Here is a 25,990-nt window from a genome sequence, read left to right as displayed (position 1 = left end):
GATCACCACCCCCACCGGCAGCCCCCCGGCAGACACCTCACCTCACCGCGCCGTCGCCGAAACCCGCTCCGCCTCGATCCGCTGGTCCACCACATCCGCCCCCGCCTGGTCCAGATGCCGGCACAGCACCACCGACCCCCCACTCGCCAACGGCCCGTACAGCCCCGCGCTCAACCCTTCCCACGTGTCGTACGGCAGCCCCGACAGAATCCGCGCCCCCGGCCCCGTCAGCCCGAGCCCGGACGCCTCCGCCCGCGCCCGCTCCACGACCTCCGCCCCGCTGAACTCCCGCCCGGCCACGATCAGCGCGGGCGCCTCAGGATCCACCGGCGCGTAGGGTACGAACCGGTCGCCCTGCCCCGGCACCTCCACCGCGTAGTCGGCGAAGCCCTCCGGCGGCCGTGGCGCGAACCGGCCCCCGAGCGGGCGCAGCGCCAGCGCGATCCGCGCACCCGAGCACGCCCGCGCCGCCTCCAACGACTCGGGCTCCGGCCCGCTCACCACCACGTCGGCCATGGCCGGATCCCCCGCCACGTCGGCGACGACACCCACCGACGCGCACGCCAGCAGCCACACCGCCGTCTGCCAGTGCGCGGGCAGCAGCAGCGCGACCCGGTCGCCGGGCTCGACGGACAACTCGTCCTGAAGCAGGTTCGCGGTCTTGGCCACCCAATTGGCGAAGGTGGCCACGGACAGTTCGACGCGTTCGCCGGTGGCGTCGTCGTAGAAGGTCACCAGGGGGCGTCCCGGGTCCGCGGCGAGCGCGGAACTCAGCAGGTCGGCAGGGGTGCGGTCGGTCGCGTTCACCCGCGCAAGCGTACGCGGGCCCACGGACGCGCGCCGAGCGGACGGCGTACCGCACCACCACCGGATCGGAGGAAAACGACTACGGTACGTCAGGTCCCCAATGGACATATTTGTCTGACGATGTCCAGGATCAGGGGCATGCGTGGATTCCTTGCTTCCTCGATCGGTGTCACCTGCGCGGCAGCTCTGGCCGTCCCGCTCGCCCCGCCCGTGGCGGCGGCCACCTCCGCGGCCCCGACCACGAACACGACCACGACAGAGGCGCGGCCGGAGGCGTACGTTCCCGGCAGCACCCAGTCGCTGCCCCTCGCGCCCCTCGTCCGCGACCGCACCCCCGACGCCGCCGAACAGGGCGTCCCCCGACGCGCCGTACGGCACTTCTCGCTGGTCGGCGTCGTCTGGGACGACCCCGCCACCGAACTCCACGGGCGCGTCCAGGTCCGTACGCGCGCCGCCGCCACCGGCACCTGGTCCGGCTGGCAGGAACTGGAGACCCACACCGCCGACCACGCAGCCGACCCGGACACCCCCGAGAGCACCTCGGGCCGTGTCCGGGGCGCCACCGCGCCCCTGTGGGTGGGCGAATCCGACGGGGTGGAAGTACGGGTGCGGGCGGAGAGCACCCCCGGGACCGCCGCCCGGCCCCCCGGGACCGCCGCCCGAGCTCCCGAGGCCACCGCCCGCGCCCCCGAGGCCACCACCCGCGCCCCCGGCGCCCACCGAGCCGGCCCGGCCGCGTCCCCGCTCCCCACCGGCCTGCGCCTGGAACTCGTCGACCCCGGCAAGGGCACCCCGCCCACGGCGGCCCCGGGCCCGGGCGAGGGCCCCCGCACCGCCGGCACGGCCACCGAGATCCCCGCCCTCGACCGTGCCCGGACCGCGGCGGAACTCCTCGCCTCCGAGGCCGCCGACGCGCTGACCGCACAGCAGAAGGCCAAGCCGTACGTCGGCCCCCGCCCGAAAATCACCACCCGCCGGGGTTGGGGCGCCGACGAGAAGCTGCGCGAGAGGAAGCTCGTGTACACCAAGAAGGTCAAGGCGGCCTTCGTGCACCATTCGGCCACGGGCAACAACTACCGCTGCTCGCAGGCCCCGTCCGTCATTCGCAGTATCTACCGCTACCACGTCAAGAGCATGGGCTGGCGTGACATCGGCTACAACTTCCTCATCGACAAGTGCGGAAAGATTTACGAGGGGCGGGCCGGAGGCGTGTCCAAGGCGGTACTGGGCGCGCACACCCTGGGGTTCAACTCCAACAGCATGGGAATCGCCGTCCTCGGCACGTACAGCTCCAAGAAGCCGTCGTCCGCCGCCGTCAAGGCGATCGCCCGGCTCACCGCGTGGAAGCTCGGTCTCTACGGCATGAACCCGCGCGGAAAGACATACCTGAAGTCCGGTGGTGGCAATCTCTACCGAAAAGGTAAGAAGGTACGACTGAACGTCATCTCCGGTCACCGCGACGGCTTCGCCACGAGCTGCCCCGGCAAGAAGCTCTACGCCAAGCTCCGCTCGGCGCGCTCGACGGCGGCCAAGTACCAGGGCCGCTGACGGCGGGACACCGCACGGCCACCGAAGGCGCCAGGGAACGGTCTGCATACACTGGCCGGCCGAAAGACAGTTCGGCCGGTCCCGGCAGGAAGCAGAGACGACAGGTGACAGAAGCGATCCTCCTGGTCGGCGGCAAGGGTACGCGGCTGCGTCCGCTCACCGTGCACACCCCGAAGCCCATGGTCAGGGCGGCGGGAGTGCCGTTCCTCACGCATCAGCTGGCGCGGGCGAAAGCGGCGGGCGTCGACCACATCGTGCTCGCGACGAGCTATCTGGCGGAGGTCTTCGAGCCGTACTTCGGCGACGGCTCGGCCCTGGGCCTCCACCTCGAGTACGTCACGGAGGAAGAGCCGCTCGGCACCGGCGGCGCCATCCGCAACGTGGCCTCCCGGCTGCACTCCGGCCCCGACGAGCCGGTGCTGGTCTTCAACGGCGACATCCTGACCGGTCTGGACATCGGCGCGCTGGTCCGCACCCACGAGTCGACGGGCGCGGACGTCTCCCTGCACCTGACGAAGGTGACCGACCCGAGGGCGTACGGCCTGGTCCCCACGGACGACACGGGCAGAGTGCTCGCCTTCCTGGAGAAGCCCCAGACCCCCGAGGAGATCGTCACCGACCAGATCAACGCGGGGGCGTACGTCTTCCGCCGCTCGGTCATCGACACCATCCCGGCGGGGCGCCCCGTCTCGGTCGAACGCGAGACCTTCCCGGAGCTCCTCGCCACCGGAGCGCACCTCCAGGGCATGGTCGACTCCACGTACTGGCTGGACCTCGGCACCCCGGCGGCCTTCGTACGCGGCTCGGCCGACCTCGTCCTGGGCCGCGCCCCGTCCCCCGCGATACCGGGCCGCTGCGGCGACCGTCTCGTCCTGCCCACGGCGCGGGTCGCGCCCGACGCCAAGCTGGCCGGCGGCACGGTGGTCGGCGAGGGCGCCTTCGTGGCGGAGGGCGCGCGCGTCTTCGGCAGCACGATCCTCCCCGGCGCCGTCATCGAGCCGGGCGCCGTCATCACCGACTCCCTCATCGGCACCCGCGCCCGCGTCGGCACCCGTTCGGTCCTCACCGACACGGTCATAGGGGACGGCGCCGTCATCGGCGCCGACAACGAACTCCGCTCCGGCGCCCGCATCTGGTGCGACGCCCACATCCCCCCGGCCGCCCTGCGCTTCTCCTCGGACGCCTGACAACACACCGCCCGCAGCTACGGACACCCGTGCCGCCCGAGCTGCGGGCGTCGTGCCGCGTAGCTGCGGGCGGCCGTGCCTCCCCCAGTGCCTGAAGGGCCGGGGGGAGGTACTCCCATGGGCGGCGCGGGTGGGCGCAGCGGCACCCCGTGGGCGCCGGGTCGCGCGACCTGCCCCGGCCCACGCTCACGCTCACGCCGGAACAACATCACCCCGGCCCGGTCACAGCCGCTCGATCCCCCGCGGAGCCATCCGCGGCGCCCGCCGAGGCGGCACCCGCCCACTCAACAGCACCAACCGCGCCGCCCGATGCCGCTGCCCGGCGTACGGCTCCAGCAACCGCAGCATCACGGCGTCGTCCGCGTCCCGGTCCCCGCCCAGCGCGAACCCCACGATCCCCGGCAGATGCAGATCCCCCACCGTCACCGCGTCCGGCGCCCCATGACTGCGCTGTACGGTCTCCGCGGACGTCCACGGGCCGATCCCGGACACGACCTCCAGCCGCTCCTGCGCCGCCGCCGGCTCCATCCCGGCCGCCTCCTCCAGCCGCGCGGCGACCCGCACGGCCCGCAGGACCGTCGACGCCCGCTTGTCGTCCACCCCGGCCAGATGCCACTCCCAGGACGGGATCAGCGCCCATGTCCGCGCCGACGGCATGACACACATCCGCCCGGGCGCGGGCCCCGGCGCCGGCTCCCCGAACTTCCGTACGAGCAGCCGCCACGCCTGGTACGCCTCCAGCGTCGTGACCTTCTGCTCCAGGATCGACGGGATCAGCGACTCCAGCACCAGCCCGGTCCGGGTCAGACGCAGCCCCGGCCGCCGGTGCCGGGTCAGCGCCAGCAGCCGGTGCCGCGGCACGAACGCCGACGGGTCGTCCTCGGCGCCCAGCATCCGCGGCAACTGCTCCAGCAGCCACTCCGCCCCCGGCCCCCAGGCCTCGCCCCGTACCTCACCGCCGCGCGCGGTGACCCGCAGCGTGCCCGGCCCGGCGGGTGTCCGGCTGGCCCGCCACACGGACCCGTCGGGCAACGTCCGGAACGTCGGATCACCCGGTCCGCGCCGCAACGGACCGAGGACCAGCCCCAGCTCCAGCGGCCCGTCCGGCACCCAGACCCGTACCTTCCCCGGCGCGGAGGCCTGCCGCGGCACACCGCCCGCGGGTACGGCCGGCTCCCCGCCGCGCACGCTCGTACGCGGGGGCCGGGGAGCGAAACGTCCTGCCACGAAGAAGGCCCCTGGGACATGGGAGGTAAACGAGAGGTCCCTACGAGGGTAGGCGCTCGCCGGAGCGCGTCACCGCACCTCGATGAACGCCCCGGCCTCCCGCTCCGGCCGGGCCTTCGGCTCCTGGGCCGGATGACCGACCGCGACCGCTCCCATCGGGTCCCAGTCGCCCGGCAGCCCCAGCACCTCACGGACGACGTCCCGGCAGAACATCGTCGAGGACACCCACGCCGAACCCAGCCGCTCCCCGGCGAGGGCGACGAGCAGGTTCTGCACGCCCGCGCCGGTGGCGACCACGAACATCTCCCGCTCGGCCCCGTCGCGCCGCGCGTCGCCGTACGTGTGCGAGCCGTCCATGACCAGGCAGGGGACGACGAGGTACGGCGCGCTCCGCAGCACGTCCCCGCGCCGGATCCGCTTGGCGATCGACTCCTCGCTCTTGCCGTCCCGCCGCAGGTCCGCGATCCAGGCGTCCCGCATCGCGTCCAGCAGCCGGGTGCGGGATCCGGCCGACTCCAGCAGCACGAACCGCCACGGCGTGGTGTGGTGCGGCGCCGGTGCCGTCACCGCGGCGGCCACCGCGCGGCGCACGGCACCGGGATCGACCGGCTCGTCCGTGAAGGCCCGTACCGTACGGCGCTGGGTGACCGCCTGGCGTACCGCCTCCGACGTGCCCAGCCGGAACATGTCGTCGCGCGCGCCGCGCACCATCGCCCGCGCGCCCTCGCCGTCGTCCCCGGTCACCACCTGGGGCAGTCCGCGCACGACGGCGACGGGCAGCCCCGCGGCCTTGCCCTTGACCAGGTCGCCCGCGGCGGCGAGCTCGTCGGCGGTGGCGACGACGGTGGCGGCGAGCGGATTGCCGTGCGCGTCCGTGCCGCCGCGCAGGTCGTCGAGGACCCGCACACCGGCGGCGCCGATCGCCACGTCCGTGAGCCCGGCCCGCCAGGGCCGCCCGAACGTGTCGGTGACGACCACGCCGACGTCGACGCCCAGCGCGTCACGCAGACCGTCCCGGATGCCGCGCGCGGAGGCGTCCGGGTCCTCGGGGAGCAGCAGCACCGTCCCGGACGGCGTGTTGGAGGCGTCCACCCCTGCCGCGGCCATGACCAGGCCCTGGCGGTTCTCGACGATGCGCAGCGCGCCCCGCCGGGCCACCACCCGCACGGTCTCCGCGTCGATCGCGGCCTCCCGGTCGGCGGCCCGCACGACCCGGCCCTCGGCCTTGGACACGATCTTGGACGTGACGAGGAGCACGTCGCCGTCGGCCAGCCCGGGCTCGGCCGCCGCGATCAGCTTGGCCAGGTCGTCGCCGGGCCGCACCTCCGGCAGGCCGGGGACGGCCCACACCCGGTAGCCGTCCCGGTGGCCGGGAGCGGGGTCCCGCACATCGTCCCTCACGCCTCCCGCACCTCCTCCGCCAGCGCCAGCGCCTCCCGGGCCATCCGCGCGGTCGCGTCGAGGTCGGTCATCATCAGCGGTACGGCGCGGCAGAGAATGCCGGCCGCCTTCACCCGCGTGACGGACTCCGCGTCGACCGTGTCGACCAGCCACCCGTCGAGCAGTCCCGAGCCGTAGTGCTCGGCGACCGCGGCCGCCGTGGACTCCACGCCGACCGCCGCGAGCATCTTGTCGGCCATCCCGCGCACGGGCGCGTCCCCGACGATCGGGGAGAGGCCCACCACCGGCACCCCGGCGTCGGCGATCGCCTCCCGGATGCCCGGCACGGCGAGGATGGTGCCGACCGAGACGACCGGATTGGAGGGCGGGAAGAGGATCACGTCCGCCTCGGCGATGGCCTCCAGCACGCCGGGCGCCGGCTTGGCCTGCTCCGCGCCGACCGGTACGACCGCCTCGGCGGGCACCGAGGCCCGCAGCCGGACCCAGTACTCCTGGAAGTGGACCGCCTTGCGCTCCCCGGCCCCCTCGCCGGAGCCGCTGTCGGGCAACGTCACGGCGACGTGTGTCTCCACCCGGTCGTCGGTCATCGGGATGAGGCGGACGCCCGGCTTCCAGCGGTCGCACAGCGCCTGCGTCACCGCGCTGAGCGGGTATCCGGCGGCGATCATCTGCGTCCGCACGATGTGCGTGGCGAAGTCGCGGTCGCCGAGGCCGAACCACTCGGGCCCGGCACCGTACGCCGCGAGCTCCTCCTTGAGGTGGAAGGTCTCCTCGGCCCGCCCCCAGCCCTGCTCCTCGTTGATGCCGCCGCCGAGCGTGTACATCACCGTGTCGAGGTCCGGGCAGACCTTCAGCCCGAAGAGGTGGATGTCGTCCCCGGTGTTGCCGATGACCGTGATGTCCGCGTCGGGCGCGGCCTGCTTCAGACCACGCAGGAACCGGGCACCACCGATGCCGCCTGCCAGAACCACAATGCGCATGGTCCACAGTCTTGCAGGCCGGTACGACAGTGCGTCAGCCAGTCGTCACGGCGTCGGCGCCCGCGTCGCGCGGCAGCGCGGTCGAGCACTGCGGGGAGTGCATGGGCATCTCGCTCAGACCCGGGTGGTAGACGTGCAGGCTGACCGCCGGCTCCAGCGCGTCGTTGACCACCTCGTGGACGTATCCCGGGGCGAACACGCGCTGGGCGCCCTCCCGCAACGCGCGCGTGCCGCGCTCCGTGCGCTCGGTCAGCGTGCCGTGCAGGACGGTCAGCACGCCGGAGGAGGGGCCGTGGCCGTGGCGTCCGCTGCCCTGGCCGGGCACCCAGGACAGCAGCCAGACCTCGTAGCCGGGGCCGGTGCGCAGCCGGTGGTACCAGCGGGTGGTGGCGTCGTACCGGACGAGGTGCGCCCACTGGGTGCGGTCGGCGGCGAGGGAACGGGCCAGCCCGGCGAACTCGGCGACCGTGGCCGGGTGCTCGCGCGGTGGCTGCAGGAGGTGGGGGACTTCGAGGATGTCGCCGGCGATCTGGAGGTCGCTGTCGCTGTTCATGGGTGCGGTGGTTCCTCGGCAGAAGAGTGCGGGGAGGGGTGAATGGCGAAGAACGCCCTGGTGGGGCGGGCACAGAGAGACGAGTCGCGTGGACTCGGGACAGCCGGAGCGCGGTCGGCTCAACAGCTGGAACAGCAACAACAGCTACAGCGAGCGCGGGCAGCACCGTGGGACCCGGCGGTGCGGGTCGAGGTGAGCGCCAAGTTCGCGAGCATGCCTCAAGGAGAGCGGTTCACACCGGCACTGTCAACTCGCTGCCGGGGCATGGGACGCGGTTCACCTCATCCGGCTGATCTCGCCGGCGAAAGGTTTGCCCTGGCGGCTTCCGGGACACATGCGGCACAAGCCGGGCGCACAAACCCCGTTGCGATCCTGTGATCCGAATGTGATCAGGGCCGCTTCGGCCCGTGCGCCGGAACGGGACCGAACGCCGGGGCGTCCTCTCCTGTGCGGGCTCCGCACAGAATGGGTGTCCCGAAGGCTGCCGTTGATATGTCAAGGATTTTGACGATTTGAACACTTTCCGCTCGGCCTTGGTTCCGCAGAGTGAATAAGGGGCTCAATAGCAGATCTCGGCTTGACTCGCCCGGATCAGCACACTTGTAATTTCACTCGTGTCGTTCAGCCGGAATCGGTAACGGCGGGATCACGGGGACGCGAAAGACAGACGAGGGGCGCACATGACCGACCTGGTGCAGCAACTGCTGGTCGACGACGCGGACGAGGAACTCGGCTGGCAGGAGCGCGCACTGTGCGCCCAGACCGACCCCGAGTCCTTCTTCCCCGAGAAGGGCGGCTCCACCCGGGAGGCCAAGAAGGTCTGCCTCGCCTGCGAGGTCCGCTCCGAATGCCTCGAATACGCCCTTGCCAACGACGAGCGCTTCGGTATCTGGGGCGGCCTGTCCGAGCGGGAACGCCGCCGTCTGAAGAAGGCCGCCGTCTGACCCGCCGCCCGGCGGCCGACACGACTCCGCACGTCCCCGCACGTGCACAGGCTGGAACGGGGGGAACGCCCCCTCGCAGGCGGGTTGTCCACAGGCGGCGAACCGTCGTCCTGCCCAGCCGATAGTGTGGGCGCTCGTCCGAGACGCCCCGCCACCCCAACAGGCACGGGTGTCCACCGCAGTCCACCGAACCGGGGCCCGTACCTCGATGTCCGTGCACAGCCACACGGCAGCCCAGCAAGACCTCGCTGCCACACCTGAGTTCCCGCGCCACGTGGTGACCGCGGTCCTCGTCTCCCACGACGGAGCCCGCTGGCTGCCCGACGCGCTCGCCGGGCTGCTCGGCCAGGAGCGCCCCGTCCAGTACGCGGTGGCCGCCGACACAGGCAGCGCCGACGACTCCGCCCGGCTGGTCACCGAGGCCCTCGGTGACGACCGCGTGCTCCACCTGGCCCGGCGCACCGGCTTCGGCCAGGCCGTCGAGGAGGCCGTCCGCGCCACCCCCGTCCTCACCCCGGACGACCTGTCGTACCTGAGGCGGCCCAGCAGCTGGGACCCCGTCACGCGCGCCTGGCGCGACGACGCCTACGACCTCCCGGACCTCCCGCACGGAGAGCCGGTGCAGTGGCTCTGGCTGCTGCACGACGACTGCGCCCCCGAACCCGACGCCCTGGCCCAGCTGCTGCGCGTCGTGGACACCGAGTACGAACTCGGCCGCGAGGACGTCGCCGTCGTCGGCCCCAAGCTCCGCGGCTGGTACGACCGCCGGCAACTGCTGGAGGTCGGTGTCTCCATCGCCAACTCCGGCCGCCGCTGGACCGGCCTGGACCGCCGCGAACAGGACCAGGGCCAGCACGACCACGTCCGGCCCGTCCTGTCGGTGTCCACCGCCGGCATGCTGATCCGGCGTGATGTCTTCGAGCGGCTCGGCGGGTTCGACCGCCGGCTGCCCCTGATGCGCGACGACGTCGACCTGTGCTGGCGCGCGAACACCGCAGGACTCCGCGTCCTCGTCGCCCCGGAGGCGGTCGTCCGCCACGCCGAGGCGGCCTCCCGCGAACGCCGCGCCGTCGACTGCGCCGGCCGCACCACCGCCTCCCCGCACAAGGTGGACAAGGCCGGCGCCGTCCACACCCTCCTCGTCAACGTCCGCACGGCCGCGCTGCCCTGGGTCCTGCTGCGCATCGTCGTCGGCACCCTGCTGCGGACCCTCGCCTACCTCGTCGGCAAGGTCCCCGGCCAGGCGGTCGACGAGATCCGGGGCCTGCTGGGCGTCCTGCTGCGGCCCGAACGCGTCATCGCCGGACGCCGCGAACGGGGCCGCCCGCAGGTCGAGAAGGACGAGCTGCGTCCCCTGTTCCCGCCCCCCGGCGCGACCATCAGGGTCACCGTCGAACAGATCGCGGGCAACCTCGTCGGCAGCTCCGAGGCCGAGGCGGCCCCGGGCGCCGGACGGCACGGCGGCGCCATCGAGTCCGGACCCGGCGGCGACGACGCCGACTTCCTCGAAGTGGAGCAGTTCGCCCGCCTCAAGCGCATCGCCCGCAAGCCCGGCCCGCTCCTCTTCCTGGTGCTTCTCCTCGTCTCCCTGGCCGCCTGCCGCGCGCTCCTCGGCGCCGGCGCCCTGGCCGGCGGCGCCCTGCTGCCCGCCCCGGCCGGCGCCGGCGAGCTGTGGTCGCGGTACGTGGACGCCTGGCACACGGTGGGCACGGGCGGCACCGCCTCCCCACCGCCCTACCTCGCGATCGTCGCCACGCTCGCCTCCGTACTGCTCGGCTCCACCGGGCTCGCCGTCACCCTGCTGCTGGTCTGCTCGGTGCCCCTGGCCGGCGTCACCGCGTACTTCGCCTCCCGCCCGCTGGTCCCCTCGCGGCTGCTGCGCGCGTGGGCGGCCGTCGCCTACGCCTTCCTGCCCGCCACCACCGGCGCCCTCGCCGGCGGCCGTGTCGGCACCGCCGTCCTCGCCGTGCTGCTCCCGCTCCTCGCGCGCGCGGGCGTCGCGGCGGCCGGTCTGGCAGGCCCGTCCGGCGCCCGCGGCAGCTGGCGGGCCACGTGGGCGTACGCGCTGCTGCTGACGGTCACCACCGCCTTCACGCCCGTCGTGTGGCCCGTCGCCTTGGTCCTCGGCGTCGGGGTCCTGGCCCTGCGCCGCGGCGAGATCACCGCGTACGGGCCGCGCTTCCTCGCCCAGCTCGGCACCCCGCTGCTGCTCCTCGCCCCCTGGTCGCTGTCGCTGCTCCCGTTCGGCTTCTTCGACGAGGCCGGCCTGGAGTACGGCGCCTCGGCGGCCTCCGCCCTCGACCTGCTCGGGGCGAGCCCCGGCGGTCCCGGCACGGTCGGCGGGCTGGTCCTCATCGGCGTCGTGCTGGCCGCGCTGGCCGCCCTGCTGCGCTCGGAAAGGCAGTTGGGCATCTGGACGGCGTGGGCCGTCGCCCTGGTCGCCCTGGTCTTCGCGGTCCTGTCCAACCGCTCCGCCTGGGCCGGTCCCGCCACCCTCGTCTACGGCATCGCCCTGCTGGCCGCCGCGACCCTCGGCGCCGACGGGGCACGCTCGCGCGTCGCCGAGCAGAGCTTCGGCTGGCGCCAGCCGGTCGCCGCCCTGATCGCCCTCGCCTCGGCCGTCGGCCCGCTGATCGCCGCCGCAGGCTGGATGATCGGAGGCGCCGACGGCCCCCTGGAGCGACGCGACCCCGCACAGGTGCCCGCGTTCGTCGCCGAGGAGAGCCGCACCCGCGACCAGGCCCGCACCCTCGTGCTCGACAGCGACTCCGCCGCCCACGTGTCCTACATGCTGGTCCGCGGCTCCGGAGCCCGCCTCGGCGACGGCGAACTGGCCGCAGGTGACGGCGGGAACAGCACGCTCGACAAGGTCGTCGCCAACCTCGTGGCCGGTTCCGGCGCCGACCAGGCCGACCAGCTCGGCGGCTTCGCCGTGCGCTACGTCCTCGTGCACAAGGGAGCACCCCGCGAGGTCACCCGTGTCCTGGACGCCACGCCCGGCCTGAGCCGGCTCAGCCAGCAGGACGGCAGCGGACTGTGGCGGGTCGACCAGGAGGTCGCGCGCGCGACCGTCGTGTCCGGTGACGGCTCCGGCGAGCCGCGGCCCGTCGCCGCCGGTCCCGTCGAGATCCACACCGAGCTCCCGGCCGGCTCCGACGGCCGCGTGCTGCGCCTCGCCGACTCCGCAGCCGCGGGCTGGACGGCCACCCTGGACGGCAAGCCGCTCCAGCGCACCACGGTCGACGGCTGGGCACAGGGCTTCGAACTCCCCGCCTCCGGCGGAGAACTGGACGTCACCTACGAGGCCCCCTTCACCCACACCGCCTGGCTGTGGGCCCAGGGCCTCCTCGCCGTCGTCCTGGTCGTCCTCGCCCTGCCCGGCAGGCGCCGCGACGTCGACGACGACCTGCCCGAAGAGCAGCTCGTCCCCGCACAGGCCGTCGAAGGCGAAGGCCGCCGGGCCCGGCGCCTGCGCGCCCAGGCCGAGGCGGAGGCGGACGCCCAGGACGGGGCCGGAGCGGGAACCGAGCAGGTGACCGAGGCCCCGGCGGCCACCGGGGACGCCGTTCCGCCCGCGCCGACGCCCGTGACGGTCCCGCACCAGCAGACGTACGGCGACTGGGACCCGGCGGCGTACACCGGCACCGGGTACGGCTCCTACGGCACGCACGGCGACGAGCAGTACCAGGACCCCCAGCAGTACGACGCGGGCGTCCACGGACAGCAGCCGTACCCGGGGGACCCGTACCAGGCCGGTGCCGACCAGGGAGGTCAGGACGGCCCGTACGAGGCGACCCCGTACGACCCGTACGCCTACGACCCGCCCGGGGCCGGCACGTACGACCCGGCCCACGGCACGACGTACGGCCAGGGCGGATACGACCCGCTGTACGACCCTTCCCAGCCCCGGCATCCCCACGGCACGGGCAGTGAGCGTCCCGACGGGAGCCAGCAGTGAACCGCAGCACCCTTTCCCTGATCGCCGGCGTGGTGGCGCTCGCCGCCGTCACCGGGTTCGCGGCGGTGTCCCCACCGGACACCTCCGGCGCGGACACCGGCGAGGCGGCCGCCCGGCTGCCCGTGGAGCGCACCAGCCTGGTGTGCCCGGCACCCAGCACCTCCGACCTCGCCGAGACGTCGTACACCTCCTTCACGCCCGTCACGAAGGGCGCCGACGACAAGGGCAAGGCCGAACTCGCGGCGGCGACCGGGCAGGACGGGAAGAAGAAGACCGACAAGCCCGTCCTGCGGCCCAAGGCGCCCGGCACACCGGTCACCGGCAAGACCTCCGGCGCCGACGCGCCCGCACTGGCCGGCACCGCGGAGGGCGGCTACGCGCCCGGCTGGACCGTGCAGCAGACCACGGGGGTCGCCGCCGGGACCGGCCGGGGCCTGCTGGGCGTCGACTGCACCGCCCCGGACACGGAGTTCTGGTTCCCGGGCGCCAGCACGGCCACCGGCCGCACCGACTACGTGCACCTGACGAACCCCGACGACTCGGCGGCCGTCGTCGACATCGAGCTCTACGGCAAGGACGGAGCCCTGAAGTCGACGGTGGGGGAGGGCATCACGGTGCCGCCGCACGGCAGCGAGTCCCTCCTGCTGTCCACGCTCAGCGACGTGGAACAGACCGACCTCACTGTGCACGTCGGCGTGCGCAGCGGACGGGTCGGCGCCGCGGTACAGGCCTTGGACGACAAGACCGGCGGCGACTGGCTGACCGCGGCCGCGGACCCGGCGAGCGACCTGGTGCTGCCGGGCATCCCCAAGGACGCCACGGCGGTCCGTCTGGTGCTGTTCACGCCCGGAGGCACCGACGCCGACCTGAAGGTGCGGCTCGCCGCGCCGTCCGGGTCGATCACGCCCGCCGGGCACGAGACGGTGCACGTCAACGCGGGCGGTACGACGGGCGTCGACCTCGGCGCGATCACGCGCGGCGAGGCGGGGTCCCTGGTGCTGACGCCGACGGCCGGGTCCGTGCCGGTCGTGGCCGCGGTCCGGGTCGTGCGGGGCAAGGGCACCGAACAGGAGTCGGCCTTCATCCCCGCCTCCCGCCCGGTCGGGGCGCGTGCGACCGCGGCGGACAACCGCGCCAAGAGCACGACCCTGTCCCTGGCCGCCCCCGAGGGGGAGGCGAAGGTCAGGGTCACGGCGTCCGCGGGCTCCGAGGGCGGTACGACGGCGACCAGGACGTACACGATCAAGGGCGGCACCACCCAGGACGTCGAGGCGCCGGTCCCCGCGGGCCTGGAGGGCGCCTACGCCCTGACGGTCGAGACCGTCTCGGGCGGCCCGGTGTACGCGTCACGCACCCTGACCGATCCGGAGGACGACGACGCGGCGTCGTTCACCGTGCAGACCCTCTCCGACGACCGGGGCACGGTGGCGGTACCGAAGGCGGAGGAGGACCTGTCGGTCCTGCAGAGGTGACGGGCCGGCCGCGGGCCCACGCGGGTGGGCGCCGCGCCGCCGGTGACGCCGGGGGCCGCGCCCGTGGGCCCGCGGCACCGACGCCGAGTACGGGCCGGCCGCCGCACCACCGCGCGCGGCCCGGTCCCCGGTCAGTCCTCCCCGTATCGCGGATCCACCGTCTCCGGTGTCAGCCCCAGCAACTCCGCCACCTGTTCGACGACGACCTCGTGGACGAGCGCCGCCCGCTCGTCCCGCCCCTTCGTCCGGATCTCGACCGGCCGCCGGTACACGACCACCTGCCCCCGCCGCCCGTCCTGTGAGGGCACCGCCCCTCCGAGCGGGACCGGCTCGTCACTCCACGCCTCCCCGGCGGCCCCGTCCAGCCGCGGCACCTCGAGGACCAGGAAATCGACGTCGGCGAGCTGCGGCCACCTTCGCTCGAGACGCTCCACGGAGTCCTGCACCAGATCCGCGAAGACCTCGGCCCGGCTCGCGGCCAGCGGTACCTGCGGGGGTGCGACCGGACCGCGCATGCCCCGGCCGTGGCGATCACGACGGCGGGGCCCTGGGCGGCCGGCATCACGGGGCGTCACGGGGTTGTCCATCACTGGTGAAGGGTAGTCCCCGACGGGCCCGCACGCCGGACCGCACACGCACACCCGACCGGGCCGCCGCCGCCCCGTACCGCGTGTCGCATGATGACCGTTCCGGCCAAGGTCGGACTCGATTGCGTATCTCTCCGCGACCGTGAGTCTCAAGGCAAATGTCGCTGTTTGTATCGGGTCGTGACCGCTTCCCAGGTCGTCCGGTATCCCGAAAACCGGTGTCCGCGCAGGTCAACGAGGGGTGCCCACAGGCTCCTGTGGTCCGTTTCACACCACGACACGGTGGTGTGACCTGGTGGGGAGTCGTCGCGGCCCGCTCAAGAGTGCGGTACCGTCCAACATCGTGAGCCCTGTACGTCGCTGTTCGCGCACCGCCTGCGGCCGTCCCGCCGTCGCGACGCTGACGTACGTCTACGCCGACTCGACCGCGGTCCTCGGCCCGCTCGCCACCTACGCCGAACCCCACTGCTACGACCTGTGCGCCGAGCACTCCGAGCGCCTCACCGCCCCGCGCGGCTGGGAGGTCGTCCGGCTCCTCGACGGTTCGGCCCCCGCCCGACCCAGCGGCGACGACCTGGAAGCGCTCGCCAACGCGGTGCGCGAGGCGGCCCGGCCGCAGGAGCGCGCGGCCGAGGCCGGCGGCGGACCGCGCACGGCCGACCCGATGGAGGTCGCGCGGCGGGGTCATCTGCGGGTGCTGCGCTCGCCGGACAACTGACGCCCCGCCGGTCCCTCCCGCACGGGACCGTCGCCGCACCCCCGGGGTGTGCCCCGCGGAACCCCGCCGTCGCGAGGTGCTCTCCCCGGAAGCCCCGAGCCCGCCGGTGACCTGCCTGATCGTCGTCGGACGGGCCACGGTGGTCCCGGGCCGGACGCTGCCCTGACCCGCGCCGGCGCGTACGGGTAGTTTGTGGGCACCGACAGGACTTTCAGGAAGGTTGGCCCGTGGCTGCTGATCTGTCGCAGATCGTGAAGGCGTACGACGTACGCGGTGTGGTCCCGGACCAGTGGGACGAGTCGCTCGCCGAGCTGTTCGGCGCGGCCTTCGTCGAGCTGACCGGCGCGAGCGCCGTCGTGGTCGGCCACGACATGCGGCCCTCGTCCCCCGGCCTGTCCGGCGCCTTCGCACGCGGGGCGGCGGACCGCGGCGCCGACGTGACCGAGATCGGCCTGTGCTCCACCGACCAGCTGTACTACGCCTCCGGCGCGCTGGACCTGCCGGGCGCCATGTTCACCGCCTCGCACAACCCGGCGCGGTACAACGGCATCAAGCTCTGCCGTGCCGGTGCCGCCCCCGTCGGCCAGGACACGGGCCTCGCGGAGATCCGCGCCCTCGTGGAGCGCTGGAGCGACACCGGCGCCCCCGAGCCGTCGCCCCGGCCGGGCACGCTCACCCGGCGCGACACGCTCGCCGACTACGCGGCCCACCTGCGCTCCCTCGTCGACCTCAAGACCGTCCGGCCCCTCAAGGTCGTCGTCGACGCGGGCAACGGCATGGGCGGCCACACCGTCCCCTCCGTCTTCGCCGGCCTCCCCCTCGACCTCGTGCCGATGTACTTCGAACTCGACGGCACCTTCCCCAACCACGAGGCCAACCCGCTCGACCCGGCCAACCTCGTCGATCTGCGCCGGCGCGTCCGCGCGGAGGACGCCGACCTCGGCCTCGCCTTCGACGGCGACGCCGACCGCTGCTTCGTCGTCGACGAGAACGGCGACCCGGTCTCCCCGTCCGCGATCACCGCCCTCGTGGCTGCCCGCGAGCTCGCCCGCAACGGCGGCACGGGCACGGTCATCCACAACCTGATCACCTCCCGGACCGTGCCGGAGGTGGTGCGGGAGAACGGCGGCACACCGGCACGCACGCGCGTGGGCCACTCCTTCATCAAGGCCGAGATGGCCCGCACCGGCGCGATCTTCGGCGGCGAGCACTCCGCGCACTACTACTTCCGCGACTTCTGGAACGCCGACACCGGCATGCTGGCCGCCCTGCACGTCCTCGCCGCCCTCGGCGGCCAGGAGGGCCCGCTGTCCGCCCTGGTCGCCCAGTACGACCGCTACGCCGGTTCCGGCGAGATCAACTCCACCGTCGCCGACCAGACGGCCCGCCTCGCCGCGATCCGCGCCGCCTACGAGGGCCGCGACGACGTCACCCTGGACGAGCTGGACGGCCTCACCGTCTCGTCGGCCGACTGGTGGTTCAACGTCCGCCCCTCCAACACGGAGCCCCTGCTGCGCCTGAACGCGGAGGCCCGTGACGAGGCGTCGATGACCAAGGTGCGCGACGAGGCGCTGGCGATCATCAGGGCGTAGCCACGGCAGCCGTGCCACCGAGGTGCACGGCCAGGCGGGCGCGCGCCGGGCCCCGTGGCGCGGGGCGCGCGCCCCGGCACCGGCGCCGGGCCCCGTCCCGTCGGACGCCCCGACACCCGCCCCTGACCGGCGGTACCCTGACCAGCACATCCGCACAACCCGACCGCCCCCGAAGGGAACCCCCATGCCGCTCGAAGCCGGCCTCCTGGAGATCCTCGCCTGCCCGGCCTGCCACGCCCCCCTCAAGGAGCAGGACGCCGAGCTGATCTGCACCGGCCAGGACTGCGGCCTGGCCTACCCGGTGCGGGACGGCATCCCCGTACTCCTCGTCGACGAGGCCCGCCGCCCCGAGTAACCGACGGCCAGGCGCCCCGCGCACCCGAACGAACGCTTCCGGCGATCGGAGACTGCCGCCATGCTCGACGAAACGCTCCTCGACGCCCCGGAGCGCCTCACCGAGGCCGACCGCCGCGGACTGCTCCGCGGCGCCGCCGAGGCCGGTGCCCGCGTACGCACCGCCGCCCGGCTCGCCGCCGAGGCCGGCGTCGGCGAACTCAAACCCGACGGCCGCCCCCGCGCCGTCCTGATCGCCGGCCCCGGTGCCGCCGCCACCCAGGCCGCCGACCTCCTCGGCACCCTCGCCGGCGCCGGCAGCCCCGTCATCCGCCTCGCGCCCACCGGCGTCGCCCCCGCCGCGGGCGCCCTGCGCTGGGAACTGCCCGGCTGGGCCGGCTCCGTGGACCTCCTGCTGATCGCCACCCCCGACGGCTCGGAGCCCGGGCTGTCCCTGCTCGCCGAGCAGGCCTACCGCCGGGGCTGCACGGTCGTCGCCGTAGCCCCCGCCCGTTGTCCGCTCAGCGAGTCGGTGAACGGCTCCCACGGCCTGTTCCTCCCGATGGCGACCGCCCCCTACGACCACGACGAGCCCCTCGCCGGCGCGGCCCCCGGTGTCCTGTGGGCCCTGCTCACCCCCCTGCTCGCGCTGCTGGACCGCACCGCCCTGCTCGATGCGCCGCCCGAGGCGCTCGAGAAGGTCGCCGACCGCCTCGACCGGGTCGCCGAACGCTGCGGGCCCGCCGTCGTGACCTACAGCAACCCCGCCAAGACCCTGGCGGCGGAGCTCGCCGAATCCCTCCCGGTCGTCTGGACCGAGGGCACCTCCGCCGGTCCCGCCGGCCGCCGCTTCGCCGCCGCGCTCGCCGAACTGTCCGGCACCCCGGCGGTCGTCGCCGAACTGCCCGAGGCCCTCGCCGCACACAGCGCCCTGCTCGCGGGCCCGCTCGCCGCCGCCGCCGACCCGGACGACTTCTTCCGCGACCGCGTCGAGGAAGCAGCGGCCCTGCACGCGCGCGTGGTGCTCCTGCGCGACCGCCCCATCGGCGGCCTCACCGCCGCCCCCGCCGCCCGTGACCTGGCACTCGGCCACGACACGCCGATCAGCGAACTGGAGCCGGAAGAGGGCGGCGAACTGGAGACCCTCGCCGAGCTGATCGCCGTCACGGATTTCGCCGCCGTTTACCTGGCGCTCGCCTCGGGCGCCTGACCTCGTACGAAGCGAGACACACACCAGGACGCGCAGCGCGGCGCGGCCCGCACCGAAGGATCGGCAGAAAGAGCCCATGGACCGCCTCGACAACACCATCCGCCCCTACGCCTGGGGTTCCACCACCGCGATCCCGACCCTGCTCGGAACCGAACCGACCGGCGAACCGCAGGCGGAGATGTGGATGGGAGCCCACCCCGGCGCCCCCTCCCGCACCGACCGGGGCACCCTCGCCCAGATCGTCGACGCCGACCCCGAGAAGGAACTGGGCCCCGCCTCCGTGGCCAAGTTCGGCCCCCGGCTGCCCTTCCTCCTCAAGCTCCTCGCCGCCGGCGCGCCCCTCTCCCTCCAGGTCCACCCCGACCTGGCGCAGGCCAAGGAGGGCTACGAGGACGAGGAGCGCCGCGGCGTCCCCCTGGACGCCCCGCACCGCAACTACAAGGACGCCAACCACAAGCCCGAACTGGTCTGCGCCCTCACCGAGTTCGACGGCCTGTGCGGCTTCCGCGCCCCGGCCGGGACGGCCGACCTGCTCGACGGCCTCGGCGTCGCCTCCCTCAAGCCCTACGTCGACCTGCTGCGCGCCCACCCCGAGGACGCCGCCCTGCGCGAGGTCCTCACCGCGATCCTCACCGCCGACCCCGAGGAGATGTCCCGCACGGTCACCGAGGCCGCGGCCGCCTGCGACCGTCTCGGCGGCGCCTACGCCCCCTATGCCGACATCGCCCACCACTACCCGGGCGACCCCGGCGTCCTCGCGGCGATGCTCCTCAACCACGTCCGGCTCCAGCCCGGCGAGGCCCTCTTCCTCGGTGCCGGCATCCCCCACGCCTACCTCAACGGCCTCGGCGTCGAGATCATGGCCAACTCCGACAACGTCCTGCGCTGCGGGCTGACCCCCAAGCACGTCGACGTCCCCGAACTCCTGCGCATCGTCCGCTTCGAGGCCGGTGACCCCGGCATCCTCCGCCCGGAGGCGTCCCCCGAAGGCGAAGAGGTCTACGACACCCCGATCGACGAGTTCCGCCTGTCCCGGTACGTCCTCCCCGAGGACACCGCCGCCCACGACCTCACCCTCGCCACCCCGCAGATCCTGCTCTGCACGGCGGGCGCCGTACGGGTGGGTCCGCACGACCTGACCCCCGGCACCTCCGTCTTCGTCCCGGCGGACGAGAAGACCGAAGTGTCCGGGAGCGGCACCCTCTTCCGGGCCACCGTGCTCGCCTGATGCCCGCCTGACGCGAACACGACGGAGCAGCCCGTACGCCGAAGTCGTCGACGGGCTGCAACAATGGCGCACCGCAAAGGAGGGGCAAAGCCGACGACCGGCCGAGCCTCCCACCGGTGTACGGACGCAGACGAAGGCGAAGGGACAACGCGACCATATGAGCGCGTCAGGCGGAACCAAGGCGATCGTGGCGGCACTTCTCGCCAACCTCTCGATCGCGGTAGCGAAATTCGTGGCATTCGTCTTCAGCGGATCGTCCTCGATGCTCGCCGAGTCCGTGCACTCCCTCGCCGACTCCGGCAACCAGGGACTGCTGCTCCTCGGCGGCAAGCGCGCCCAGCGCGCGGCCACCCCCCAACACCCCTTCGGCTTCGGCCGCGAGCGCTACATCTACGCCTTCCTCGTCTCCATCGTGCTCTTCTCGGTCGGCGGCATGTTCGCCCTCTACGAGGGCTACGAGAAGATCAGGCATCCGCACGAGCTGGAGCACTGGTACTGGCCGGTGGGCGTCCTGGTCTTCGCGATCATCGCCGAGAGCTTCTCCTTCCGGACCGCCATCAAGGAGTCCAACACCCTGCGCGGGAAGAAGTCCTGGAAGGAGTTCGTCCGCCACGCCAAGGCCCCGGAGCTGCCGGTCGTCCTCCTGGAGGACCTCGGTGCCCTCGTCGGCCTGGTCCTCGCCCTCGGCGGCGTCGGTCTCGCCCTGCTCACCGGTGACGGCGTCTGGGACGGCATCGGCACCCTGTGCATCGGCATCCTGCTCATCCTGATCGCGCTGGTCCTGGCCGCCGAGACCAAGTCCCTGCTGCTCGGCGAGGCCGCCGGCATCGAGACGGTCCAGCAGATCGAGGCCGCGATCGTCGCCGGCGACACCGTCACCGGCATCATCCACATGCGCACGCTCCACCTCGGCCCCGAGGAACTGCTCGTCGCCGCCAAGATCTCCGTCCGCCACGACGGCACGGCCACCGAGATCGCCTCCGCGATCGACGCCGCCGAGGCCCGCATCCGCGAGGCCGTCCCGATCGCCCGCGTCATCTACCTGGAACCGGACATCTACAGCGCCGCCGAGGCGGCCAAGGGCCCGGACCGCGAGGCGACCCCCGGCGGCCCGGCCTCGCCCCCCGCCGCGCACTGACGCCGCCCCGGGCCCCCGCACGTCCAGTCATCCTTCATGAACGACCTGAAGTGTTCGGAGGCGGACTGGGGACGGCGGGGGCCACCGGTGTAGCTTGGGACGGAGCCAGACGTCGCTGCTGATGGCGGTCGGGCGGTCCAGGACGGACCGGCCGAGGGAGAGAGGGCCTCCGACGGACTGCGCTGCGCGCACGCGGGCATGCCCGTGTCCTCTTCGGGGCACTCTGTGTCCGCCGCCGCGCAGGTCAGCCGTACCCACCTCGATCCAACCCGAGGAGCAGCCCGTAATGACGACTGTCGACAACCGACAGGACTTCAAGGTCGCCGACCTCTCCCTGGCCGCGTTCGGCCGCAAGGAGATCACCCTCGCCGAGCACGAGATGCCGGGCCTGATGGCGATCCGCAAGGAGTACGCCGAGGCCCAGCCGCTCGCCGGCGCCCGCGTCACCGGCTCCCTGCACATGACCGTGCAGACCGCCGTCCTCATCGAGACCCTGGTCGCCCTGGGCGCGGAGGTCCGCTGGGCCTCCTGCAACATCTTCTCCACCCAGGACCACGCCGCGGCCGCCATCGCCGTCGGCCCGAACGGCACGCCCGACAACCCGCAGGGCGTCCCGGTCTTCGCCTGGAAGGGCGAGACCCTTGAGGAGTACTGGTGGTGCACGGAGCAGGCGCTGACCTGGCCGAACACCCCCACCGGCGGCCCGAACATGATCCTGGACGACGGTGGTGACGCCACCCTCCTCGTCCACAAGGGCGTCGAGTACGAGAAGGACGGCAAGGTCCCCTCGGTCGACACCGCCGAGTCCGACGAGCACCGCGTCATCCTCGAACTCCTCACCCGCACGCTGAGCGAGAACCCGCAGAAGTGGACCCAGCTGGCGTCCGAGATCCGCGGCGTGACCGAGGAGACCACGACGGGCGTGCACCGCCTGTACGAGATGCACCGCGACGGCACCCTCCTCTTCCCGGCGATCAACGTCAACGACGCCGTGACGAAGTCGAAGTTCGACAACAAGTACGGTTGCCGCCACTCCCTGATCGACGGCATCAACCGCGCCACGGACGTGCTGATCGGCGGCAAGACCGCCGTCGTCTGCGGCTACGGCGACGTGGGCAAGGGCTGCGCGGAGTCCCTGCGCGGACAGGGCGCCCGCGTGATCGTCACCGAGATCGACCCGATCTGCGCCCTGCAGGCGGCGATGGACGGCTACCAGGTCACGACGCTGGACGAGGTCGTCGACAAGGCCGACATCTTCGTCACCACGACCGGCAACAAGGACATCATCATGGCCTCGGACATGGCCAAGATGAAGCACCAGGCGATCATCGGCAACATCGGTCACTTCGACAACGAGATCGACATGGCCGGCCTCGCCAAGATCCCCGGCATCGTCAAGGACGAGGTCAAGCCGCAGGTCCACACGTGGACCTTCCCCGACGGCAAGGTGCTCATCGTCCTGTCCGAGGGCCGCCTGCTGAACCTGGGCAACGCCACCGGCCACCCGTCGTTCGTGATGTCCAACTCCTTCGCGGACCAGACCCTGGCCCAGATCGAGCTGTTCACCAAGCCCGACGAGTACCCGACCGACGTCTACGTGCTGCCCAAGCACCTGGACGAGAAGGTCGCACGCCTCCACCTCGACGCCCTCGGCGTCAAGCTGACCACGCTCCGCCCGGAGCAGGCCGACTACATCGGCGTGAAGGTCGAGGGCCCGTACAAGGCGGACCACTACCGCTACTGAGTCACCGACCTCGCGTCACCGACTCCTCCGAGACAGGCCCCCGCACCCCCGTGCCGGGGGCCTGTCCCATGGGAGCCCCGCCCGCGTCAGCGACCGGCCCAGCCCGTCACCACCCAGGACCACCATGCCCCGCGGCCGTTATTCGCTCCACGATCCGCACGATCACACCCCCCTCGCAGAAGAACACTTCCAGTGCGCCCCCGGCCCCGCCGGCTGGCGCTACGTCTCCCGGCTGACCACACCCACCGGAGAGCACCGCGGCTCCGTCGACCTCGCCCTCGACGAACTCGGCCGGCCCATCCGTCTCGAACTGACCGCCGCGAGCTGGCAGGTACGCGGCGCGGCCCTCGACGGCGTCACCTGGGTCCGTACCGACCCCACCGGAGCCCACGCCACCGAAGGCAATGCGCGCGCCCACGCCTTCACCGGCACGTCCCCGGCCTTCCTGGTCGCCCTCACCCGTCTCCTGCGCCTCACCCCCTCCACCGCGCCCACCCGCGTGCGCCTCGTCGCCCTCACCGACCCGGTCCTCGCCCCCCGCACCGTGGACCAGTCCTGGGCCCTGCTGGACAGAGAAACACACGCCACTGACAGTGGCCCCCTGACCGTGGACTCGTACCAGGTCACAGCCCTCGACACGGGCGAGCAGCACGCCGTGCACATCGCCGGCGACGTCGTGCTCGCGGCCCCCGGCATCGAGTTGGAGGACCTGGAGTCACCGCCGTCCGTCTTCCCCTGAGCGGCTTCGGCCGCCGCCCCGGACGGCGACCGGTGTCGAACCATCCGCCCCCGAGAACGGAACGCGCCGCTACGCCGGCGGCACGAACCCGGTGGAGGAACGGCCGTCCGACGGCGCGTTCCGCGGCCCCGACGGCCGGTCCCCCGGCGAAGGCGCGGCCGGTGGCTGCACGGGCGGCACCCCCGGGGACAGCGCCGGCGGCGTCACCGGCGGCACCCCCGGAGGCAGCACCGGCGGCACCCCCGGAGGCAGTACCGGCGGCGCCACCGGGGGAGCAGGCCGGGGAGTCATCGCCGGCGTGGCCACGGGGCCCGTTCCCGCCCCAGCGGGTCCGGCGCCGAACGCCCGCCGGGCCTCCCGAGCCTGCCGCTCGTGCAGCACCGCCGCCAGATAGGCCGCCGGCAAAACCCCCTGCGGCGCCGGAACACCCGTACGAGCCGCCACGTCGGCGGCGAGCCGCTCCGCCATGGCCCAGCCGACCCGGGGGTCCAGCTGCCCCATCCGCGTCAGGTACTGGCGGACGGCCAGCCACAGATCGTCGGGCACCGCGGACAGGTCCAGCCCCGAGAACCGCCCCACCAGCCACGGCGGAGGCGGCGGCACGAAGCCCGCCGGTGCGACCGGCACCCGCTCCCGCACGACCAGGGTCCCCGCGAACACGTCACCGAGCCGCCGACCCCGCGCCGACACCAGCGAGGCGATACAGGCGACGACGCCGAACGTCATCAGGATCTCGATCACCCCGATCAAGCCCCGCACGAGCGAGTGGCGGAACCGGATCGGCCCCCCGTCGTCCCGCACCACCCGCAGCCCGCACGCCATCTTGCCCAGTGAACGCCCATGACTGAGCGTCTCCACCGCGATCGGCGCACCCACCAGTACGAGCACGAACGACGCGATCGACAGAGCCGTCTGCGCCGCCGTGTCCAAAGAGGCCGTGGAAGCCACCAGCACGACGGTCACCGCCACGTACACCGCCACGGCCGCCGCCAGATCGAGCAGTACGGCCAGCGCCCTGCTGGGCAGCCTCGCGGGGCGTAGCTCCAGCGTCACCGCTTCGCCCGTCACCAGCTCACTCACGCCGCCCGCCGCCCTTCCCCTGAACGCCCCGTCCCCCGCCAGTCTGCCAAGCTGAGGACGCACCGCGCCGCAGTACGACAAGCTGATCCACGACGAGCCGCCGACGATAGCCGAGGAGCAGGCACACCGATGGACCTCGACGTCTTCGTCTCCGCCCACCGGGCGGAGTGGGACCGCCTCGACGCCCTGCTCCGCCGCCGGCGCCGGCTGACCGGCGCCGAGGCCGACGAACTCGTCGCCCTCTACCAGCGCACGGCCACCCACCTCTCCGTCATCCAGTCCAGCGCACCCGACCCGCAGCTGACCGGACGGCTCAGCCAGCTGGTGGCACGCGCGCGCAGTGCCGTGACCGGTACCCGCCGAGCCTCCTGGCGCGACGTCACCCGCTTCCTGACCCAGCAGTTCCCGGCCGCGGTCTACCGGGCACGCCGCTGGTGGGTCCCCACCGCACTGGTGTCGACAGCCGTGGCGGCCCTCCTGGGCTGGTGGATCGGCACCCACCCGGAGGTGCAGTCGACCATCGCGGCGCCGAGCGAACTGCGCGAGCTCACCCGCCCCGGCGGGCAGTACGAGACGTACTACTCGAGCAGTCCGGCGGCCTCCTTCGCCGCACAGGTCTGGACGAACAACGCCTGGGCCGCCGCGCTCTGCCTGATCCTGGGCGTCTTCCTCGGTCTGCCCGTCCTGTGGGTCCTGTTCCAGAACATGCTCAACCTCGGCGTCGGCTTCGGCCTCATGTCGTCCGCCGGCCGACTCGACACCTTCCTCGGCCTCGTCCTTCCGCACGGTCTGCTCGAACTGACCGCGGTCTTCGTGGCCGCGGGCACCGGCCTGCGTCTCGGCTGGACCCTGATCGACCCGGGCCCGCGTACCCGCCGCACCGCTCTCGCCGAAGAAGGCCGGGCCGCCATCGGCATGGCGATCGGCCTCGCCCTGGTCCTCTTCGTCTCCGGCGCCATCGAAGGCTTCGTCACCCCGTCGGGCCTGCCCACCTGGGCCCGCATCACCATCGGAGTCGTCGCCGAACTGGGGTTCCTCGCCTACGTCTATGTACTGGGCGGACGTGCCGTGCGCGTGGGCGACACGGGTGACGTGGAGGCGGCCGAGCGCAGCAGCACCGTGCCGACGGCCGCTTGATGTGCATCCACCCCTGACGAGCTGCTAGTGTCCTCTTCGTTCCCGCAAGAGCCGTTGACACGGAGCGAGCGGGGAGGTAGATTCAAACAGTTGCCTGGAGATGGGGTCACCCCAGAGGGCGACAGTGAGTAACTATCGGCTTCCTCTCGGATCATAGAATTCGAAGAAGCACACCCCCGATGAATCGGAAAGAACAGCCGGTCAAACCGGCTCAGAACTTCTGATAAAGTCGGAACCGCCGGAAAGGGAAACGCGAAAGCGGGAACCTGGAAAGCGCCGAGGAAATCGGATCGGAAAAGGATCTGATAGAGTCGGAAACGCAAGACCGAAGGGAAGCGCCCGGAGGAAAGCCCGAGAGGGTGAGTACAAAGGAAGCGTCCGTTCCTTGAGAACTCAACAGCGTGCCA

21 protein-coding genes are annotated in these 25,990 nt (G+C 73.1%); 14 read left to right on the top strand and 7 right to left on the bottom strand.

Translation table 11 applies throughout. From position 1 onward, the window contains the following. Positions 1-42: 42 nt before the first annotated feature. Positions 43-807 carry a TIGR03089 family protein gene (locus KUM32_RS18380; RefSeq protein ID WP_217143008.1) on the bottom strand — a complete coding sequence of 255 codons (765 nt, stop codon included), beginning with the start codon at positions 805-807 and terminating at the stop codon, positions 43-45. A gap of 138 nt (positions 808-945) precedes the next feature. Between KUM32_RS18380 and KUM32_RS18375 the strand changes: the two genes are divergently transcribed. Then, entirely contained in the window at positions 946-2,355 is a 1,410-nt protein-coding gene (locus KUM32_RS18375; protein ID WP_217143007.1) for a peptidoglycan recognition protein, read from the top strand. Between the two features lie 104 nt (positions 2,356-2,459). Next, on the top strand, positions 2,460-3,542 hold the full coding sequence (locus KUM32_RS18370) for an NDP-sugar synthase (protein ID WP_217143006.1): 1,083 nt from the start codon (positions 2,460-2,462) through the stop codon (positions 3,540-3,542). Positions 3,543-3,764: 222 nt separating this feature from the next. Here KUM32_RS18370 and KUM32_RS18365 read toward each other — a convergent pair whose 3' ends face one another. From KUM32_RS18365 to KUM32_RS18350, 4 genes are all read right to left on the bottom strand, one after another. Beyond that, complete coding sequence (locus tag KUM32_RS18365; protein ID WP_217143005.1) at positions 3,765-4,769, bottom strand: DNA-3-methyladenine glycosylase; 1,005 nt, start codon at positions 4,767-4,769, stop codon at positions 3,765-3,767. A 69-nt stretch (positions 4,770-4,838) separates the two neighbouring features. Then, positions 4,839-6,170, bottom strand: a complete 1,332-nt coding sequence (locus tag KUM32_RS18360) for a coenzyme F420-0:L-glutamate ligase (protein WP_217143004.1) — start codon at positions 6,168-6,170, stop codon at positions 4,839-4,841. Beyond that, positions 6,167-7,150 (bottom strand): 2-phospho-L-lactate transferase, encoded by a 984-nt coding sequence (gene cofD / locus KUM32_RS18355; protein ID WP_217143003.1) that lies wholly within the window; start codon positions 7,148-7,150, stop codon positions 6,167-6,169. Before cofD ends, KUM32_RS18360 begins: the two co-directional genes overlap by 4 nt. A gap of 34 nt (positions 7,151-7,184) precedes the next feature. Continuing rightward, positions 7,185-7,703 carry a cysteine dioxygenase family protein gene (locus KUM32_RS18350; protein WP_217143002.1) on the bottom strand — a complete coding sequence of 173 codons (519 nt, stop codon included), beginning with the start codon at positions 7,701-7,703 and terminating at the stop codon, positions 7,185-7,187. 680 nt (positions 7,704-8,383) lie between these two features. Between KUM32_RS18350 and KUM32_RS18345 the strand changes: the two genes are divergently transcribed. The 3 genes from KUM32_RS18345 to KUM32_RS18335 all read left to right on the top strand — a co-directional run bounded on the left by KUM32_RS18345 (position 8,384) and on the right by KUM32_RS18335 (position 14,077). Then, positions 8,384-8,647, top strand: a complete 264-nt coding sequence (locus tag KUM32_RS18345; protein WP_217143001.1) for a WhiB family transcriptional regulator — start codon at positions 8,384-8,386, stop codon at positions 8,645-8,647. Positions 8,648-8,855: 208 nt separating this feature from the next. Further along, positions 8,856-12,605: a glycosyltransferase family 2 protein gene (locus KUM32_RS18340; RefSeq protein ID WP_217143000.1), complete on the top strand. Its 3,750-nt coding sequence runs from the start codon at positions 8,856-8,858 to the stop codon at positions 12,603-12,605. Next, on the top strand, positions 12,602-14,077 hold the full coding sequence (locus tag KUM32_RS18335) for a DUF5719 family protein (protein WP_217142999.1): 1,476 nt from the start codon (positions 12,602-12,604) through the stop codon (positions 14,075-14,077). The genes KUM32_RS18340 and KUM32_RS18335 overlap by 4 nt, the downstream gene beginning before the upstream one ends. A gap of 131 nt (positions 14,078-14,208) precedes the next feature. Here KUM32_RS18335 and KUM32_RS18330 read toward each other — a convergent pair whose 3' ends face one another. Then, positions 14,209-14,664 (bottom strand): metallopeptidase family protein, encoded by a 456-nt coding sequence (locus tag KUM32_RS18330; RefSeq protein WP_217143009.1) that lies wholly within the window; start codon positions 14,662-14,664, stop codon positions 14,209-14,211. 295 nt (positions 14,665-14,959) lie between these two features. On the opposite strand from KUM32_RS18330, the gene KUM32_RS18325 reads away from it, so the two are divergent. The 8 genes from KUM32_RS18325 (at position 14,960) to KUM32_RS18290 (ending at position 23,366) form a co-directional block, all read left to right on the top strand. Then, positions 14,960-15,382 carry a DUF3499 domain-containing protein gene (locus tag KUM32_RS18325; protein ID WP_073729114.1) on the top strand — a complete coding sequence of 141 codons (423 nt, stop codon included), beginning with the start codon at positions 14,960-14,962 and terminating at the stop codon, positions 15,380-15,382. 227 nt (positions 15,383-15,609) lie between these two features. Further along, positions 15,610-16,974 carry a phosphomannomutase/phosphoglucomutase gene (locus KUM32_RS18320; protein WP_217142998.1) on the top strand — a complete coding sequence of 455 codons (1,365 nt, stop codon included), beginning with the start codon at positions 15,610-15,612 and terminating at the stop codon, positions 16,972-16,974. A 184-nt stretch (positions 16,975-17,158) separates the two neighbouring features. Continuing rightward, positions 17,159-17,329 (top strand): Trm112 family protein, encoded by a 171-nt coding sequence (locus KUM32_RS18315; protein WP_007450268.1) that lies wholly within the window; start codon positions 17,159-17,161, stop codon positions 17,327-17,329. Positions 17,330-17,389: 60 nt separating this feature from the next. Beyond that, positions 17,390-18,517 carry an SIS domain-containing protein gene (locus KUM32_RS18310; RefSeq protein WP_217142997.1) on the top strand — a complete coding sequence of 376 codons (1,128 nt, stop codon included), beginning with the start codon at positions 17,390-17,392 and terminating at the stop codon, positions 18,515-18,517. 76 nt (positions 18,518-18,593) lie between these two features. Continuing rightward, positions 18,594-19,745: a mannose-6-phosphate isomerase, class I gene (manA, locus tag KUM32_RS18305; RefSeq protein ID WP_217142996.1), complete on the top strand. Its 1,152-nt coding sequence runs from the start codon at positions 18,594-18,596 to the stop codon at positions 19,743-19,745. 157 nt (positions 19,746-19,902) lie between these two features. Continuing rightward, positions 19,903-20,883 (top strand): cation diffusion facilitator family transporter, encoded by a 981-nt coding sequence (locus KUM32_RS18300; RefSeq protein WP_217142995.1) that lies wholly within the window; start codon positions 19,903-19,905, stop codon positions 20,881-20,883. 286 nt (positions 20,884-21,169) lie between these two features. After that, a complete protein-coding gene (gene ahcY / locus KUM32_RS18295; RefSeq protein WP_217142994.1) occupies positions 21,170-22,627 on the top strand; it encodes an adenosylhomocysteinase in 1,458 nt (485 codons plus the stop codon). 124 nt (positions 22,628-22,751) lie between these two features. Further along, the gene (locus tag KUM32_RS18290; RefSeq protein ID WP_217142993.1) at positions 22,752-23,366 is read left to right on the top strand and encodes a hypothetical protein; all 615 of its coding nucleotides are present in this window, start codon (positions 22,752-22,754) and stop codon (positions 23,364-23,366) included. A gap of 69 nt (positions 23,367-23,435) precedes the next feature. Here KUM32_RS18290 and KUM32_RS18285 read toward each other — a convergent pair whose 3' ends face one another. Then, positions 23,436-24,446 carry an RDD family protein gene (locus KUM32_RS18285; protein ID WP_217142992.1) on the bottom strand — a complete coding sequence of 337 codons (1,011 nt, stop codon included), beginning with the start codon at positions 24,444-24,446 and terminating at the stop codon, positions 23,436-23,438. A gap of 129 nt (positions 24,447-24,575) precedes the next feature. Between KUM32_RS18285 and KUM32_RS18280 the strand changes: the two genes are divergently transcribed. Further along, positions 24,576-25,583, top strand: a complete 1,008-nt coding sequence (locus tag KUM32_RS18280; protein ID WP_217142991.1) for a stage II sporulation protein M — start codon at positions 24,576-24,578, stop codon at positions 25,581-25,583. Positions 25,584-25,990: the final 407 nt, after the last annotated feature.

It is taken from the genome of Streptomyces sp. AC627_RSS907 (assembly GCF_019049165.1).
The sequence above is the reverse complement of the archived record's forward strand: the minus strand, read 5'-3'. Positions and strand labels throughout refer to the sequence as shown.

What these genes read in the sequence shown, in the direction of transcription:
- KUM32_RS18330 (WP_217143009.1), bottom strand. Translation starts at nt 14,664, where the DNA reads ATGGACAACCCCGTGACGCCCCGTGATGCCGGCCGCCCAGGGCCCCGC.
- KUM32_RS18345 (WP_217143001.1), top strand. Translation starts at nt 8,384, where the DNA reads ATGACCGACCTGGTGCAGCAACTGCTGGTCGACGACGCGGACGAGGAA.
- KUM32_RS18375 (WP_217143007.1), top strand. Translation starts at nt 946, where the DNA reads ATGCGTGGATTCCTTGCTTCCTCGATCGGTGTCACCTGCGCGGCAGCT.
- cofD (WP_217143003.1), bottom strand. Translation starts at nt 7,150, where the DNA reads ATGCGCATTGTGGTTCTGGCAGGCGGCATCGGTGGTGCCCGGTTCCTG.
- KUM32_RS18315 (WP_007450268.1), top strand. Translation starts at nt 17,159, where the DNA reads ATGCCGCTCGAAGCCGGCCTCCTGGAGATCCTCGCCTGCCCGGCCTGC.
- KUM32_RS18300 (WP_217142995.1), top strand. Translation starts at nt 19,903, where the DNA reads ATGAGCGCGTCAGGCGGAACCAAGGCGATCGTGGCGGCACTTCTCGCC.
- KUM32_RS18340 (WP_217143000.1), top strand. Translation starts at nt 8,856, where the DNA reads ATGTCCGTGCACAGCCACACGGCAGCCCAGCAAGACCTCGCTGCCACA.
- manA (WP_217142996.1), top strand. Translation starts at nt 18,594, where the DNA reads ATGGACCGCCTCGACAACACCATCCGCCCCTACGCCTGGGGTTCCACC.
- ahcY (WP_217142994.1), top strand. Translation starts at nt 21,170, where the DNA reads ATGACGACTGTCGACAACCGACAGGACTTCAAGGTCGCCGACCTCTCC.
- KUM32_RS18310 (WP_217142997.1), top strand. Translation starts at nt 17,390, where the DNA reads ATGCTCGACGAAACGCTCCTCGACGCCCCGGAGCGCCTCACCGAGGCC.
- KUM32_RS18350 (WP_217143002.1), bottom strand. Translation starts at nt 7,703, where the DNA reads ATGAACAGCGACAGCGACCTCCAGATCGCCGGCGACATCCTCGAAGTC.
- KUM32_RS18280 (WP_217142991.1), top strand. Translation starts at nt 24,576, where the DNA reads ATGGACCTCGACGTCTTCGTCTCCGCCCACCGGGCGGAGTGGGACCGC.
- KUM32_RS18290 (WP_217142993.1), top strand. Translation starts at nt 22,752, where the DNA reads ATGCCCCGCGGCCGTTATTCGCTCCACGATCCGCACGATCACACCCCC.